14 protein-coding genes are annotated in these 15,847 nt (G+C 54.9%); 3 read left to right on the plus strand and 11 right to left on the minus strand.

The window, feature by feature from the left end; translation table 11 throughout:
• Nucleotides 1-118: 118 nt before the first annotated feature.
• From NZD89_RS21215 to nadC, 5 genes are all read right to left on the minus strand, one after another.
• Nucleotides 119-1,891 carry an acyl-CoA dehydrogenase FadE gene (locus NZD89_RS21215; RefSeq protein ID WP_326492870.1) on the minus strand — a complete coding sequence of 591 codons (1,773 nt, stop codon included), beginning with the start codon at nt 1,889-1,891 and terminating at the stop codon, nt 119-121.
• A 27-nt stretch (nt 1,892-1,918) separates the two neighbouring features.
• Entirely contained in the window at nt 1,919-3,100 is a 1,182-nt protein-coding gene (locus NZD89_RS21220) for an acetyl-CoA C-acetyltransferase (protein WP_268004690.1), read from the minus strand.
• A gap of 36 nt (nt 3,101-3,136) precedes the next feature.
• Nucleotides 3,137-5,542 (minus strand): 3-hydroxyacyl-CoA dehydrogenase/enoyl-CoA hydratase family protein, encoded by a 2,406-nt coding sequence (locus tag NZD89_RS21225; RefSeq protein ID WP_268004691.1) that lies wholly within the window; start codon nt 5,540-5,542, stop codon nt 3,137-3,139.
• Between the two features lie 266 nt (nt 5,543-5,808).
• Nucleotides 5,809-7,368 carry an L-aspartate oxidase gene (gene nadB / locus NZD89_RS21230; protein ID WP_268004692.1) on the minus strand — a complete coding sequence of 520 codons (1,560 nt, stop codon included), beginning with the start codon at nt 7,366-7,368 and terminating at the stop codon, nt 5,809-5,811.
• 53 nt (nt 7,369-7,421) lie between these two features.
• Entirely contained in the window at nt 7,422-8,261 is an 840-nt protein-coding gene (gene nadC / locus NZD89_RS21235; protein ID WP_268004693.1) for a carboxylating nicotinate-nucleotide diphosphorylase, read from the minus strand.
• Between the two features lie 200 nt (nt 8,262-8,461).
• On the opposite strand from nadC, the gene nadA reads away from it, so the two are divergent.
• The gene (gene nadA / locus NZD89_RS21240) at nt 8,462-9,421 is read left to right on the plus strand and encodes a quinolinate synthase NadA (RefSeq protein WP_268004694.1); all 960 of its coding nucleotides are present in this window, start codon (nt 8,462-8,464) and stop codon (nt 9,419-9,421) included.
• Here nadA and NZD89_RS21245 read toward each other — a convergent pair whose 3' ends face one another.
• The gene (locus NZD89_RS21245) at nt 9,422-9,604 is read right to left on the minus strand and encodes a hypothetical protein (protein WP_268004695.1); all 183 of its coding nucleotides are present in this window, start codon (nt 9,602-9,604) and stop codon (nt 9,422-9,424) included.
• Nucleotides 9,605-9,872: 268 nt separating this feature from the next.
• On the minus strand, nt 9,873-10,808 hold the full coding sequence (locus tag NZD89_RS21250; protein ID WP_268004697.1) for an aminotransferase class IV: 936 nt from the start codon (nt 10,806-10,808) through the stop codon (nt 9,873-9,875).
• 121 nt (nt 10,809-10,929) lie between these two features.
• Here NZD89_RS21250 and NZD89_RS21255 point away from each other — a divergent pair, with 121 nt between their 5' ends.
• On the plus strand, nt 10,930-11,274 hold the full coding sequence (locus NZD89_RS21255) for a histidine triad nucleotide-binding protein (protein WP_268004698.1): 345 nt from the start codon (nt 10,930-10,932) through the stop codon (nt 11,272-11,274).
• Here the strand turns inward: NZD89_RS21255 and NZD89_RS21260 are convergent.
• Nucleotides 11,271-11,720: an OsmC family protein gene (locus NZD89_RS21260; protein WP_268008568.1), complete on the minus strand. Its 450-nt coding sequence runs from the start codon at nt 11,718-11,720 to the stop codon at nt 11,271-11,273. The two genes, NZD89_RS21255 and NZD89_RS21260, sit on opposite strands and share 4 nt — an antisense overlap.
• A gap of 261 nt (nt 11,721-11,981) precedes the next feature.
• Here NZD89_RS21260 and NZD89_RS21265 point away from each other — a divergent pair, with 261 nt between their 5' ends.
• Complete coding sequence (locus NZD89_RS21265; protein ID WP_268004699.1) at nt 11,982-13,457, plus strand: transposase; 1,476 nt, start codon at nt 11,982-11,984, stop codon at nt 13,455-13,457.
• Between the two features lie 252 nt (nt 13,458-13,709).
• Here the strand turns inward: NZD89_RS21265 and NZD89_RS21270 are convergent, their stop codons facing one another.
• The 3 genes from NZD89_RS21270 to NZD89_RS21280 all read right to left on the minus strand — a co-directional run bounded on the left by NZD89_RS21270 (nt 13,710) and on the right by NZD89_RS21280 (nt 15,813).
• Nucleotides 13,710-14,051: a cupredoxin domain-containing protein gene (locus NZD89_RS21270; RefSeq protein WP_268004700.1), complete on the minus strand. Its 342-nt coding sequence runs from the start codon at nt 14,049-14,051 to the stop codon at nt 13,710-13,712.
• A 143-nt stretch (nt 14,052-14,194) separates the two neighbouring features.
• Nucleotides 14,195-14,752: a phosphatase PAP2 family protein gene (locus NZD89_RS21275; protein ID WP_268004701.1), complete on the minus strand. Its 558-nt coding sequence runs from the start codon at nt 14,750-14,752 to the stop codon at nt 14,195-14,197.
• The gene (locus NZD89_RS21280) at nt 14,743-15,813 is read right to left on the minus strand and encodes a phospholipase D-like domain-containing protein (protein ID WP_431308732.1); all 1,071 of its coding nucleotides are present in this window, start codon (nt 15,811-15,813) and stop codon (nt 14,743-14,745) included. The genes NZD89_RS21275 and NZD89_RS21280 overlap by 10 nt, the downstream gene beginning before the upstream one ends.
• Between the last annotated feature and the right edge of the window lie 34 nt (nt 15,814-15,847).

A 15,847-nucleotide genomic window follows, 5' to 3' on the forward strand; every position in this document is an offset into this window, starting at 1 on the left:
ACTGAGTCGACGAAGCAAAACTTCTTAGACTCAGTAGCCTGCACGTAGTCCTGTCACCAGCGGCCAAAAGCGCGCATCGACGACACAGTCGGCTCATCCTCCTGGCAGCACGAGCTCTTTATGCCAGATACTTCTCAGCGTCAATCACGCGCTGTGCAATGCGGCGGTTGATCGCGGTCACGTTCACGGGCAGAACGCGCGTCAGCTTCTTGAGCATCGAGAGCTGCGTGCGAAGCATGTCGCCTTCCGCCACGGAGGCCAACAACGTTTTCGCGGTCTGTTCCACGGTTTCGTACGCGGTTTGTGCGAATGCGACCGTCATGTCGACCTTGTTGTCCACGTCCTTTCCGGCTGTCAGTGCTTTCTTCGTGCGTAGGATGGCGCTCTCGAGGACGTAGATTTGAATGGCGATGTCCGCGAGGGCGGCGAGTGCCTCCTGTTCGTCTTTTAGTTTCATCTGGTAGGTTTGAACTGCGACGCCACCTGTGAACAGGAAGATCTTCTTCATCATGTCGAGCATGTAGGTTTCGCGCTCGAGTGTCTCCCACTCACCGGACGGAGGCGTCAGTTGCATGAGTTCGCCCTGCAGCGCCTGCGCCTTTTGGAGAAGCGGCAGTTCGCCCTTCATCGCCTTGCGCAAGAGCGTGTTCGGGATGAGCATGCGGTTGATCTCGTTGGTTCCTTCGAAGATGCGGTTGATGCGAGAGTCACGATACATGCGCTCCATCCCGTACTCCTGTATGAAGCCCGCGCCGCCGAAGATCTGCACGCCTTCATCCACCACTTTGTCGAGTGCCTCGGAGCCGAACACCTTGAGTACCGAACACTCGAGTGCGTATTCTGCGATCGCATCCGCGACGGCGCGACCGTCGTTCGTATCGACGGACTCGAGCTTCACGTCGATATCGCCGGTGGCGCGGTAAGTGGCGCTCTCCGTGACGTACGCCAATGTGTTCATCTGTGCAATCTTTTGCTGAATCAGCGGGAAGCTGGAGATAGCGGTGCCGAATTGTTTGCGGCTGTTGCCGTAGACGACGGCGTGTTCGAGTGCCGCCTTCATTGCGCCGACAGCCCCGACGGCCAATTTGTAGCGGCCGATGTTCAGGATGTTAAACGCGATGACGTGACCGCGTCCGGCCTCACCCAGTAAGTTTTCCACCGGTACCTTGGCGTCCTCGAGGATCAGTTGACGGGTGGAAGAAGCCTTGATGCCCATCTTCTTCTCCTCCACGCCTGTCGAGACACCTGGGAATGTCTTCTCGACGATAAAGGCGGAAAAGTGCTCGCCGTCAATTTTGGCGTAAACCACAAACACGTCGGCGAACGCCGAGTTGGTGATAAACTGTTTCGTGCCGTTGAGGACGTAGTACTTGCCGTCTTCGGTGAGTTTCGCGGTCGTCTTTGCACCAAGCGCGTCGGAGCCAGAGCCCGGCTCCGTCAGGGCGTAAGCCGCGAGCCATTCGCCCGTGGCCAGTTTGGGCAAGTACTTTCGCTTCTGATCTTCGTTGCCAAAGAACACGATGGGCAGCGACCCGATGCCGACGTGAGCACCGTGGCTGAGCGCGAACGATCCCCCCCGCGTCAAGTACTCCGATATGAGCGCGCTCGTCGCCTTGTCAGCTCCGAGGCCTTCGTAGTCTTCTGGTACGTCGGCGGCCAACAGGCCGAGTTCGCCGGCTTTTTGCAACAGTTGAACGGTCAAATCCCAATCCTGGTGTTCGAGCTGCTCTTGCACTGGAAGCACTTCGTGCTCGACGAAGGCGCGGGTCGTGTCGATGATCATCTGATGTTCCCGGGTCAAATCCTCTGGCGTGAAGACGTGTTCAGGTTCCGTGTTTTCAATGAGGTAAAACGCGCCGCGCGCTTCTTTTCGGGACAAATCTGTGCTCATGTGTGATTCCTCCTCAGTGATTCCGTATTACGCGAGCCGTTCAAAGATGCCCGCAGCTCCCATACCGCCGCCGATACACATCGTGACCAAACCGTACTTCGACTGGCGCCGCATCATTTCGTAGATCAAACTGACCGTCAGGCGCGTACCGGTACATCCGAGCGGATGGCCCAAGGCAATCGCCCCTCCGTTGACGTTGACCTTCTCCTCATCCAATTCGAGCCCGCGGATCACCTGCACCGCTTGCGAGGCGAACGCTTCGTTCAGCTCGACGAGGTCGAGGTCGGCGATGGACAGCCCCGCGAGGCGGAGTGCTTTCGGTACCGCGGCGATGGGACCGACACCCATGACGTCGGGATCGACACCTGCAACCGCAAAGCTCCGGAAGGCTGCCAAGGGCTTCAGGCCCAATTCGAGAGCCCGTTCAGCCGACATCAGAAGTACCGCAGCCGCACCGTCGCTGGTCTGCGATGAGTTCCCGGCGGTCACCGTGCCCCCGAGTTGGAACGCCGGGCGAAGTTTCGCCAAGGCCTCCATCGACGTCCCGCGGCGGACGCCTTCGTCGGTGTCGAACAACACCGTCTTTTTCACCACTTTGTTGTTGCCGTCAACCGCAACCTGTTCCACCTCGACCGGGACGATTTCATCTTGAAACGCCCCCCTGTCGATGGCCGCAGCAGCGCGCTCGTGACTGCGGACAGCAAAGCGGTCCTGGTCTTCACGCGTGACACCAAACCGCGCTGCGACGCGCTCCGCCGTATGTCCCATGCTCATATACGTCTCTGGCAATACGTCGACCAAGGTCGGATTCGGCGCCAGGTTAAAGCCCACCATCGGAACCATGCTCATCGTTTCGACGCCGCCCGCGATGACGACATCCGCCATCCCTGTCATGATCTGCCCTGCCGCGATGGCGATTGATTGCAGACCTGAACTACAAAAGCGGTTGATGGTCATCCCGGGGACGCTCGTCGGCAATCCCGCGCGGAGCGCCACGATGCGCCCGACATTCATGCCCTGCTCCGCCTCTGGCATGGCACAGCCGATGACGACGTCCTCAATCTCCTCTTTCGACACACCTGGTGCACGTTTCAACAAGTCTTCGATGACGAGAGCGCCAAGATCATCCGGCCGGGTTTGACGTAACTCCCCTTTGCCCGACTTGCCGATCGGCGTCCGAGCTGCAGCGACAATCACTGCTTCCTTCACACGACTTCCTCCTTTGCGAGTCTGTACTCGACATCGTCAATTGCGAAGCGGCTTACCGTTCGTCAACATATACTGCATGCGCTGTTGCGACTTGGGCTCACCCATGAGGCTCAAAAACGCTTCCCGCTCCAGGTCGAGCAAATACTCTTCCGTGACCTCCGTTCCGCGCACAACGTCGCCACCCGTCAATACGCGAATCAACTGGTTGGCAATTTTGGCGTCGTGTTCGGAGATAAATCCACCTTGTAGCATTCCGTACACGCCCGACTTCAACATCGCCGCGCCATCGCGACCGACGACCTTCACCGCCTTCGACTGACGCGGTACATAGCCGGTGCGAGCCAGGGAGAGCGCCACTTGTTTCGCATCGTACAGTTGATAGTCTCGATTGACACTGATGCCATCCGATTGGCGCAGATAACCGAGGCGCTTGGCGTCCTTCGCACTGGTGGAGACTTTCGCCATCGCGATTGTTTCGAACGCTCTGCGAATGTAGTCGTCCGGCCGAATGTCGACGCCGGCCGGCACATGCTCCAAGGCGCGTAAGAGCATCTCCTTGGTGCCGCCGCCCCCTGGGATGAGGCCTACACCGACCTCGACGAGACCGATGTACGACTCGGCATACGCCTGCACAGCATCGGCTGGGAAACACAGTTCCGCCCCCCCGCCGAGCGCCATCGCGTGTGGCGCAGAGACCACTGGCTTTGCGAGGTATTTGAGCTCCATGCCTGCTTGGTGGAATTGGCGCACGATAAAATCGAGTTCATCCCAGTTGTCATCCTGCGCTTCCATCAACATCAGCATCAGGTTTGCCCCGACACAGAAATTTTTCGCTTCGTTGTAAAGGACGAGTCCGTCCCAATTCGCCGCGACTTCCTTCGCGGCGTACTGCATCATCGAGACCACATCGCTGCCAATCGCCTGATTGAGCGAGTGCATCTCCAGACAGGCGATGCCATCCCCAATGTCCACTAAACTCGCGCCGCTATTTTTGCGAATGACGCCATTCGCAGCTTTCATATCAGCCAAGGATAACTTCTCCTGTGGTTTTTCAATCGTCCTGTAATCCGATTTGCCGACATAAAATCGCGTTTGCCCTGGCAGCGCTTGCTCGTAGAACGTCTTCTTCCCCGCGGCCAACAGTTGTTCGACAAAATCGGGTATGGTCTCACCCTCGTCCCGCATGCGCGCAACCGACTTCTCTACACCGATGGCGTCCCACATTTCATACGGGCCGAGTTCCCAATTGAACCCCCACTTCATAGCTTGATCGACGGCTACGATATCGTCTGCGATTTCGAATTGTCTCTGTGCGGTGTACAACAGTGCGCGCTTCGTAATTTCCCAGACGAACTGCGAAGCAGTGTCTTTGCCGTAGACCAGCGTGCGGAGTTTTTCGTGCAATCCCTTCGCCTGCTTTGCAGCTTCGAGCGTTGCAAAGGCGACTTTGCGCCGGGGGCGATAGGTCAGGGTGGCGAGATCGAGTGCGAGGATCCCCTTCCCCTTGTCCGTGCGCTCCCGCTTGAAGAAACCCTGACCCGTCTTCTCCCCAAGCCATTGATTTTCAACCATTCTGTGCAGATAAGTCGGGATGGCAAACCGCGCTTGTTCAGCCTCGTCTGATACAGACTGCTGCACGTTCTTGGCGACGTGGACAAACGTATCAAGGCCGACTAAGTCGAGCGTGCGAAACGTCGCACTCTTTGGCCGGCCAATGACTGGGCCCGTCAGCGCATCGACCTCATCGACGCCGAGTCCATACGTCTCCATCGCCTGTAGTGTCGCGATAAGACCGTACGTACCGATGCGGTTCGCGATGAAATTTGGCGTGTCCTTAGCAAGCACGACCCCTTTACCAAGCCGCCGCTCACCAAAGTACCTCATGTCCTCAATGAGCTGTGCATCTGTATCTGGACCTGGGATAATTTCTAACAATTTCATATAACGAGGTGGATTGAAAAAGTGCGTGCCAAGAAACCGTTTTCTAAAGGACGGCTCGAAGCCCTCGACCATGGAAGCCAGGGAAATGCCGGACGTATTCGTCGATACAATCGCATGTTCAGGCAAAACGGTGGCCAATTTGGCGAGCACTTCGCGCTTGATGTCCAGCCGTTCGACGACCGCTTCGATGACCCAGTCGCAGTCCTTTAGTAAGGAGAAGTGATCTTGCATGTTCCCGATAGTGACAAGAGACTCGTCCGCAACGTCGTAGAACGCTGCCGGTTTGGCCTTCTTGGCAGCCGCCAGCCCGCGTGCAGCAAGGCGGTTTCGGACCGAACTGTCGGAACTCGTGAGTCCCTTGGCTTCTTCTTCGGGTAACAATTTGTTCGGAACGATGTCGAGCAACAACACTGGGATCCCGACGTTTGCCAAATGTGCGGCAATCTGCGCCCCCATCACGCCTGCCCCAAGCACTGCGGCTTTGCGTACGTTTAGGCTCACGGTGACAGTCCTCCTTGGTCTACCGAGTACTAACCGACCAGTCGGTAGATTTCTGATTTCTATGTTAGCAGAAGGCGACAAACCTGTATAGGGTGTTGTGCAAAGACCAGCAAAAGAATGATGTAATGCGGCAAGAGGCCTGAAGAGGTGGACAAAAACAGCCCCTGAACCGCCATTTTAACGCCTCTTTTGGGATCATACTGCTGTGCGAGGCGCACAATGACGAATTCATGGGCTGTGGATGTGACCGTACAGGTCGCTGACCCTCAAACCTGTACGAGTCCAACGTGTTCAAACTGCCAGGACCGACGACCCGTTCGCTCCAGCGAGATGACCGTATCGACCTCGTTGAGCCGCGGGTCGAGGCGCGGAAAATCACGGCGGTAGTGGGCACCTCGGCTCTCCTCTCGCAACAGTGCGGACTGAATCAGCAAGCTGGCCGCACACACCGTGAGGGAATTTCGGTACTCCTGCCGCAGCTCGTTCAGCGCGGCGAGCCCTCGTTTCAGTGAGTCCTCATCCCGAATGATACCGGCCGCCTGCCACATCACGGACTGTACGATGTGGAGCGGCTCTGAGCCCGCAGGCGACACGTCGGGTAACGTGGGTTTTGCGATTGTGCAGTCGCCCGCGGGCTCTGTCTTCGTCGAACGCATGTGATCTGCCAGCGAAAAGGCCATCGCGAGACACTCAAGCAGCGAATTGCTGGCCAGCCGGTTTGCCCCGTGCACGCCCGTCGCTGCGACTTCGCCGAGTGCGTACAGGCCTTGAACACTGGTCCTGCCGTCCATCGAGGCAACAATACCGCCCATCATAAAGTGAGCCGCTGGCGAGACGGGCAGCCAGTCGACAGCCGGATTTAAACCGCGTGATCGGCAGTGGTGGTAAATCGTCGGGAATTTTTCCGCGAAGTCTTGAATGCCGCGGCAGTCCAAGTACACGCTTTGGTTGCGCTGCGTGTACGAGTACATCGCGCGCGCGACCACGTCTCGCGGCTCTAAATCGCGCAGTGGGTAATCGCCCATGATTGGCTTCCCCTCGGCGTCGACCAATACAGCCCCCACGCCGCGCACGGCCTCGGAAATGAGAAAGCACTGGCTATCTCCATGATCCAGTGCGGTCGGATGGAATTGGACAAACTCCAAATTGCGCAAACGGGCCCCCGCGGTGTACGCCAAGGCAATCCCGTCGCCCGTCGCCCCTGCCGGGTTCGTCGTGCGTTCAAACAACTGCCCGGCTCCACCTGTCGCGAGGACGGTTCCGCGTCTTGCCACCAACTGAGTGATGTGACTTGGGTCGCCCTCCCGCCGGCCCAGCGCACCAATGACCGACCTTTTGTGATTCTGCAGGAGCCCCGAAATGTGGACGTTTGTTACCCTTCGCACATTTTTCAGTTGGCTGAGCGCATCTGTGAGCGTCTCCATCACCTTTCGCCCTGTCGCGTCACCACCCGCGTGTAAAATTCTTCGCCGACTATGTGCCCCTTCGAGTCCAAGTGCGAATTCGCCTGTTGGACGCCTGTCAAATGGCACCCCGATTTCCGCCAGCCAACGAACCAGCTTTGGAGCCTGCTCCGTTAACCGTGTAACGACCTGCGGGTCGCACAGTTCCACTCCGGCGTGGAGCGTGTCAGCTCCGTGTAGAGTTGGTGCATCCTCCGGATGAATGGCTGCAGCGATTCCCCCTTGTGCACAAAAGGAGTTACTTTTCGTTGGGGGCTCCTTCGACACAAGCAAAACCTCTCCCTGATGGCTGAGTAAATACGCCGCAACGCTGCCGGCCAATCCACTTCCGATGATGACAAAATCGGCTTCCAAAATTTCCACTTGTCAACCTCCCTTGCGACGTGATGGTTGTTCACACGTATCTGTGGCTGTGGTCACAGAAAAACGATGTCGAGCCCGACATCTACACTGGTTGCGGAGTGGGTCAATGCCCCCATCGAAATATAATCGACGCCTGTCTGGGCCACCTGAGCCAAGGTACGGATGGTGACGTTCCCCGATGCTTCGAGGGGGACGCGGCCGTTCGCCATCTTTACCGCCTGGCACATCTCGTCGAGATTCATATTGTCGAGTAAAATCATGTCCGCACTCGTTTCGAGTGCTTCTTTGAGTTGTGCCAACGTATCCACTTCGACTTCAATCTTTTGCGATAGACCGACATTGGCACGTGCCAGCGCGACGGCCTCGGCCACGCCACCACACAGCGCGATATGGTTGTCCTTGATGAGGACCATGTCGTCCAGTCCGAATCGATGGTTATGCCCACCGCCAGTACGTACGGCGTACTTCTCGAGCAAGCGCCAGCCTGGCGTGGTTTTTCGCGTATCTAATAGTTTTGCTTGAGTTCCAGCCAATTCGCGTACAGCCACGCTCGTCAACGTAGCGATTCCAGTGAGCCGCCCGAGAAAGTTAAGCGCAGTCCGTTCACCGATGAGGATCGATCTCGCCGGCCCCTTCAACGAACAAACCGCAGACCTCCCGTCGATGTCTTGCCCATCCTCCATCAACGGTGTTACGCAAACGCCCGCATCCAACTCCGCAAACACGGCGTTTATCAGTGGCACCCCCGCCAACTTCGCAGGTTGCTTGACGTAGACCGTTGCCGTCGCCTGCAAATCCGGTTGAATCACAGCCTCTGTAGTGCAATCCCCGCGACCGATGTCCTCGTTTAATGCGAGGCGAACGAGCGCTCGTGTTGAGTCAATTGTGAACATATGGAAACCTCCATGGAACATCAGTTGTGTATATACAGGTGATTTTACACTCAGATATACTAAAAACAATATCCACATTTTGCGTCACTCGGGAGCTTGACGCCCTTCTTCGTCCGTAGTATGTTCGTTTGTATATTCATATGTATATACACCGATATAGACAGTTGGAAAAGAAGGATTCGAAGGGGTTGAATTCAACGATGTCACTGATCGATACGGATACAAGTCTGGTTGAGGACATTTTGGCGTGGAAGCAGCGACGGAACGCAGTGATCTTGGCGCACAACTACGAACTGCCGGAGATTCAAGACGTCGCTGACGTCCTCGGTGATTCTTTGGCGCTTGCACGGGCAGCAGCAAAGACCGACGCGGACGTGATCGTCTTTTGTGGTGTTCATTTTATGGCTGAAACGGCCTCTATTTTGAACCCAGAAAAAACAGTACTACTACCAGATCTCGAAGCCGGCTGTTCCTTAGCTGATTCCATCGACGCCGAACAGCTCAGGGCCTGGAAGGCAGAACATCCTGGGGCTGTGGTTGTCGCCTACGTAAACACGACCGCCGAAGTAAAAGCGGAGAGCGACTATTGTTGTACATCCGCTAACGCGGTGCAAGTCGTTCAATCGATTCCGGCGGATCGAGAAATTTTGTTCTTGCCGGATATGTTCCTCGGGTCGTATGTCCAACGCGTCACAGGGCGAAACAACATGCACATCTGGATGGGGGAATGCCACGTTCATGCAGGTATCCATCCACAGGACGTGGATACTGTCGTACAGCAGCACCCCGATGCAGAACTACTGGTACACCCAGAGTGCGGTTGCTCCACTTCGAGTATGTATCTGTTGGCCGACGGGATGCTTCCAACAGATCGGACACATATTCTCTCAACCGGCGGCATGTTAGATTATGCCAACGGCTCGTCGGCGAAAGAGTTTATTGTCGCCACAGAAACGGGGATTCTGCATCAGATGGAGAAGGCGAATCCCGGCAAACGGTTCCTCGCGGCCAATCCCAATGCGGTTTGCCCGTTTATGAAAAAGATTACACTGCAAAAAGTATTAGATGCGTTACGGGAACTGAAACACGTCGTGCGCGTGTCAGACGAGATGCGTGAACGCGCAAAGACCCCGATTGATAGGATGATAAGCATCGGCTGACTAAGCGTCTGGCGATGCTTGGCCATCTTCGGACAACCGTGAAATGTCACAGACAGATAGACCGTCACCTTCAGCGAGTGGCGGTCTATCTGTCTGTTGTTTTGATGCCGCCAAACGGATGGCTGCCGCGGTTAAACTCCGAAGTATCGACGAACGGATGGCCCACGCCCCATACCAGTCCACCAGTCATTTCACGTCTATACGTATGGAGGACAACAGGTTGGATAAATTAGGAACATAGGGAGCTGAAAGCGAGGTGTAATTGGGCATTGATCGTAACTGTCCTGGCAATCGTCGTGTTCTTTGCAACCTTTACCGCATTGTTTGCCACAACACTCGTAAAAACTCGAAAACTACAGTGACCAGTACCATGGCATGACGTGCAAGCACGCAGTGAAAGCGAAGGGCTTGCCCTCGATGAGCAAGCCCTGTACGTTTACGCAGGATGATATTATGCCGAAACCGATGCTTTTCGCAGCTCTTCAATCCGCGCGCTAAATTCCTCGCGCAATCTGTGCACGACATCGAAGTTCTTTGCCGTCCACTCCGTCTTGCAGGTATCCGGCGTTACCGTCACAGGATGCAAAGCGACATCCGGCAACGATGTGGAGATTGGAATGCTCGGATGGGACAGCACTGTGTCAATCGCGAAAATTTCTGCTAGCGTGCCCGTGATGAAGATAGCATCGACAGATGACAACTGCTCTCTAGGCAGTTTTTCTTCTCGCACTGGAATTCCTAAATCCCTTGCCAGTTCCAGCACGTAACGGCGGGTGATGCCCGGTAAAATGTAGCGATCCGTCGGGGCAGTGATCAGTTCCCCATTTCGAACAAACCACAGATTGGAACTCGCGGACTCAATCATCAGCCCATCGCGTACCAGCAGCGCCTCGTCTGCACCCGCGTCGTGTGCTGTCTGTTTCGCTACGATATTCGGGAGGAGATTGAGCGTCTTAATGTAGACGTTCGCCCATCGCTCATCGGGTTGCATGAGCAGTTTGCCAGGCGTCTGCTCGCCTTTAGGCGCGACTGGACGGACGACGATACTGACGTTTGGAACCGTATCTTGTTCTGGAAATAGGTGGTTGCGCACCGCACTTCCCCGCGTGATCTGAACATAGATGGACGCCTCTCGCTCACCGCTTTTGTCCAGCACCTCCTGCATGAGGCGCTCATATCCTGCAGCGTCGTATGGTGAAGCGATGCGAATGGCCTCCAGGCTATTCAGTAGCCGTTCGATGTGCCAATCGAGGAGAAACGGGCGCCCTCCATACACGCGGATCACTTCGTAGATGCCATCCCCAAACTCGTGACCGCGTTCCTCAATCGCAATCACAGCCTCGGATGGATTCACATACTGACCGTTATAGTAGCCGATTACCGGCATATCTTCATCCCCCTCACTTTGACGAAAAACGGAAAGTTGTTATCATTATAAAGTATCCAGAGTAAATGTGCTCGATAGGTTATCCGAAAGTACTGAAAAGTGTGTGAAGGGAATTGAAGTCATGGCAGACTGTTTGTTTTGCAAACTCGTCGCTGGGGAGATACCTTCAGACAAGGTATACGAGGATGCTGAGGTACTGGCGTTTCGGGACATTCGACCGCAGGCGCCCGTACACGTGCTCGTGATTCCGAAACGGCACATTGACTCGGCGCAGGCGGTGAGTCAAGAACAAGCGGCGATGGTCGGGCGCCTACACGCGGCGATACCCGGCATCGCGAAATCACTCGATATCGACCAAGAGGGGTATCGCGTGGTTACCAACGTCGGTCGCCACGGGCAGCAAACTGTGCCCCATCTCCACTATCATGTCGTCGGCGGGCGGCAACTCGGATGGCCTCCAGGTTAATCTGGAAGGCCATCGTGCACAACGTCCAAAGGGGGTACGTCTGCCCCGTTGAGGATGAGGTGTGGCACCACTTGTGCGTTGATAGAGCCGATTGCCGAACAATATTTCTCCTCGCTCAACCGAATCGCACGCCACGCCTTAGCAGGCGGCACTTCCCCTGTTAGGTGATACGTCAAATGAATCTCCGTGAATGCTTTGGGGTGCTCGTCTCTACGCTCTGCAGAGGCCTCAATTTCCATGCCTTCCAGCTGTAGTCGCATTCGTTCCAAAATCATCGCGATGTCGATACCGGTACAACCGACGATACCCATGAGCAATAATTCCATCGGTCGATTGCCCTGCCCCGTTCCACCGTCTTCTCGACGAGCATCCATATAAATGGTATTCCCAGATGGCCCTTCTGCCTGAAAATGTCGCTGGCCAAGCCATTTCGATGTGACTCTCATGTCCACCCCTGACGCCCCCTTTGATATGTAATAGCCTCTCGGCATTTGGTTTTTATTGGTCTCTCAAGGTTTTGGACCTAGAGAGATTTTCATTTGCCCCCACGTTCCCTCCATATGCCGAGGGTACTGAATTGGAAATTCAAATACGAATTCGGAACAAATTATGCTGGAACATCAAATAACACTTGACTTTTTGGAATCATCCCAATAATCACCGAGAAGGGCTTAGCCGTCCTATCTCATCCATATTGGGGTTGTGTTATGTTACCTATCCTTCGGTCTCACCAACAGTATCAATCGTTCATTGAGGAACGTCTTCGCCTGCACTACTCGAATGGCTCACTGTTGTTCATCGCCAAAGACTGGGCGCTCGTAGCAAAATTTTGGGTCACAGATCTCTCTGACACCTTCCAGTGCGTCAAAGGTACTTACTCGTGTCGTGGTCCCCAATCCATTGACCCTGCGAACCTACTCCGTTCCTACCTTCTCATGCTTGAGGTTGGAGAACCATCCATCACGAAGTGGGTGAACCAGCTCCGCCGCTGCCCGTTATACGCTATCCTCAGTGGTTTTGAGTATGGTCACACCCCGGGCGTAGGTACGTTCTACGATTTCTTTGGGCGGCTATGGAATCACGTTTCTCCCAACATTGCATCTAGGCGAAGACTTAGTCGAAAGAAACCCAAGAGAGGAAAAAAGGGAGAAAAGGCGCCCACTACCAATCCAAAGAGAATTGCCAAACTCATATCTCAATTGCAAAGACGTACAGCCATTCGTTCACAGCCTTTTGACGTGCTGCTTCGCCTCTTCCAACAACAATTTCTCTCTGTCTCCTCTTCACTTGGTTTGTTAGGAAATGTACATGCCCTGTCCATCGCTGGTGACGGTATGCCCGTGCAAACAGCAGCCCAGATTCGTAGCAAGCGAATTTGTTCCTGTCGTGACCAGGGAAAAAATCAGTGCTCCTGTCATCGCCAGTTCTCACAACCAGACTGCGACATGGGCTGGGACAGCTACCGAAATAAGTTTTACTTCGGCTACCACTTATACAGCCTTGTCGCTGCGGATAGCCCTTACGACCTACCGATTTACCCTAGGCTACAAAGGGCTTCCCGACACGATGCCACATCTTGGGTCGTGAGTGCCCGTGAGTTCAAGGCATACTTCCGAGAATACACCTGGGACAGAGTTCTTCTTGACGCTGCACATGATGCCATGGCGATTTACGAGTATCTAAGGTCACAAAAGATTACACCGTTCATCGACATGAATCAGCGCAACACGGGCAACAAGAAATACAAAGACGATATGATGATCTCTCGAAATGGGGTTCCGATTTGCAAGAAAGGGCTGGAGATGAGAGACCGTGGATACGACAGCTCAAGAGCCCGTCGCAAATATCACTGTCCGCTTGTCGTAAAGGGAGTGGTGACATGTGACACGCCATGCTCCGTTTCACCTTACGGAAGATGTGTCCACACATACACCAAGGATAATCCCCGCTTGTTTCCACCCGTCGCTCGCAACAGCAACGAGTGGACCAATATCTACAAACGCAGAACCACCTGCGAACGCAGCAACAAGCGAGCAAAAGAGGATTACCACCTCGAAGCCGCCAAGCATCGCAGCACCATGATGTGGACCATCCGGGTCTATGGCATTGCAATGTGTCAACACATTGACGCTTGGTACCAAGAGAGCAACCTGGACCTAAAGCCAATGCTCTTGTCAGCTTGAGAACACCCCAATCATACCATCTCCAGCGATGACTTTTTAAAAATCCCATCGTCATCGCTTTGTTTGCTATACCCTTTTTCAAGGAACCTTGCCGAACAACCATGAAGCCGATGGTTACCAGTTCATTTCTGGAAATTCATCTGGTTCATGTAATTTTCTAACCATCCAATACCGAGAGGCTATATGTATTGTATCGCGCATTTGTCCAACCGTCATCCGAGTGGGCGCCCGGTGCATCGCTTTCGGTAAAGTTCACCTCACGTGCAGGCTTCCTCGCATCCCTGGTTCAGGAACCCCCTTTTTATCGGAGTAAAACGGAAATGTACCGGTCTTGTCCGGGGTGAATTTTACATTCACCTGCCCGCCCGGCTGTAGGTTCTGCGTGAATACGTAAAAATTGGGGACGACAAAATTGTGCACGGTTGTGCCGCGATTCTGGATGAAAACTCGTACCTCTTGTCCCTTGGTAGATTGAATCACAGCCGGCTCAATCGAGCCATCGTGGAGTGTCACCTGAACCGTCTGCGCGAAGGTTGCGGAAAACGGGAGGAATACAACGACCATCACAGTTGTGCACAAGCGCAATACGCGCACCGAAAGGACCTCCCTGTCGTAATCATCTCAGTTAGCGTGTCTTGTGCGAAGAGAATCATACGCAAACAAGCACTCGCGACGGTCTCGTCGCGTACGGATATACACTGCGATTACACAATACTTCTTAGATGAAGACGGCCATTCTACGGGAAAAAGGAGTGCGAGACAAAGGCGCACACAATCCCGCAGGTGGTCCCTCCAACGGCGCCGACCACCACGTCGCTCAAATGGTGCAGTCCACAATAAATTCGAGAAAAACACAATCCGACAGCGAGCGTCAGGAGAATACAGTTGTAGCCAGGCAGGTGAATTGCGCCACACGCAAGCGCCATCGCTCCGGCGGCGTGGTTGCTCGGAAATGACTCTCCTCTATCGTGCGCTAACAGAGGCTCGAATGGCTCCGTGTCAAACGGGCGCGGCCGACTGGTCAAACGGCTGACCGGTTCGTGGAGAGTCCGGATGACAAGCGCCGCCACAATCGAGGCAGCTACGGATGTAAAAGCGGTCACTTCTGTAGTGACCTCGATCACGTCCGACGCGGCGACCACGAGCACTGCCAGCATGACAATCGGCGTATACTTCGCAGTCACAATCATCACGGCATTCAACCAGGGCGCCTTTGGCCACATCTCTGTGAGGGACCTGGTGACCGCCGCGTCCGCGCGAGTAAACTGTCGCCACACAGCGGAGGTTAGTTCCATGTACTGTTCTCTCTCTTCATCGGGTAATCTGACCCTCTCCCTATCTCCATCTCTAAATCCTGCCTGAAGGATGCGTCGAACTGTGGGACATCGTGCAATTCCAAGTCCGCCTCATGGTTGTACGTGAAGGCTTGATGGCTGAAGTTGGCACTGCCGATGATGAAGGTAGCGCCGTTGTCGACATCGAGAATTTTCGCATGCATCAGTTCCCCATTGTACGGTCGATAATAGCGAATCATCGCACCTGCATCGCGGAGGGTGTTGACGGAGGTGCGGTTGTAGGACTGGGTCGGATCTACAAGAATGATCACGGCTACTCCGCGCGCCAGGGCCGAGCAAAGACCATCTACAACCCCTTTGTCCGATAGGTCAAACGCCTCCATGTCGATGGTTTTGCGCGCTGATTGGATAGCCTCGAGAATCGCCGGTCGAATGGAGCGGTCAACGATGAGCGGCGGCGGAAGGACGGGCGCTTGTCCCACATCTCCGTTGGCGCGATTGAAGTCCCAGAGGAACATCGCCTTGAATTCATTCGTCGGGTGGGGAATCAGCACAGAGGCATCGTTGTTATCCCAGCTGTCCTGCCCGTAGTTCATGCCGCCAATCAGGGTACCCGCATCCGTTACAAGCATCTTGACGTGGTCGATCCCCCGCTTAATCTCGATCTGCGAAACGACCACCCCGGCATTGCGCAACGTCGGATAACCAACGCTGTTCGAATGCTGCTCCGTGGCATCCAAAACCACGCGCACATCGACGTGGCGATGGTGCGCTGCCACTAAGGCCTTTAGGATATCTGGATCCGACAACTCATACATATCCAGATAAATATAATGGTGGCTATTTTGAATGAGTTTCAGAGCCTCTGTTTTCACGTCTGGACCCCACAGCAGTTCCATCCCGTCTCTGTCGGTCACGGGAACCGGTAATACGCGTTGTGTAGTGGGCGAAGAGTCGGTTGAGTGTGTCCCACACCCGGCAGTGACGGACATCATTCCTGTGCATATCGCCATCGCCATCAGGAGTCGCTGAAACCTTCGGAGTCTGTGCAAATCGTTCACCTCTGACAAAGTTGCAATCGTGCATTGCAATTGT

The sequence above is a fragment of the Alicyclobacillus fastidiosus genome (assembly GCF_026651875.1).
In the GTDB taxonomy this organism is placed as follows: Bacteria; Bacillota; Bacilli; order Alicyclobacillales; family Alicyclobacillaceae; genus Alicyclobacillus; species Alicyclobacillus fastidiosus.

What these genes read in the sequence shown, in the direction of transcription:
- NZD89_RS21215 (WP_326492870.1), bottom strand. Translation starts at nt 1,891, where the DNA reads ATGAGCACAGATTTGTCCCGAAAAGAAGCGCGCGGCGCGTTTTACCTC.
- nadC (WP_268004693.1), bottom strand. Translation starts at nt 8,261, where the DNA reads ATGTTCACAATTGACTCAACACGAGCGCTCGTTCGCCTCGCATTAAAC.
- nadA (WP_268004694.1), top strand. Translation starts at nt 8,462, where the DNA reads ATGTCACTGATCGATACGGATACAAGTCTGGTTGAGGACATTTTGGCG.
- NZD89_RS21250 (WP_268004697.1), bottom strand. Translation starts at nt 10,808, where the DNA reads ATGCCGGTAATCGGCTACTATAACGGTCAGTATGTGAATCCATCCGAG.
- NZD89_RS21255 (WP_268004698.1), top strand. Translation starts at nt 10,930, where the DNA reads ATGGCAGACTGTTTGTTTTGCAAACTCGTCGCTGGGGAGATACCTTCA.
- NZD89_RS21260 (WP_268008568.1), bottom strand. Translation starts at nt 11,720, where the DNA reads ATGAGAGTCACATCGAAATGGCTTGGCCAGCGACATTTTCAGGCAGAA.
- NZD89_RS21265 (WP_268004699.1), top strand. Translation starts at nt 11,982, where the DNA reads ATGTTACCTATCCTTCGGTCTCACCAACAGTATCAATCGTTCATTGAG.
- NZD89_RS21275 (WP_268004701.1), bottom strand. Translation starts at nt 14,752, where the DNA reads ATGGAACTAACCTCCGCTGTGTGGCGACAGTTTACTCGCGCGGACGCG.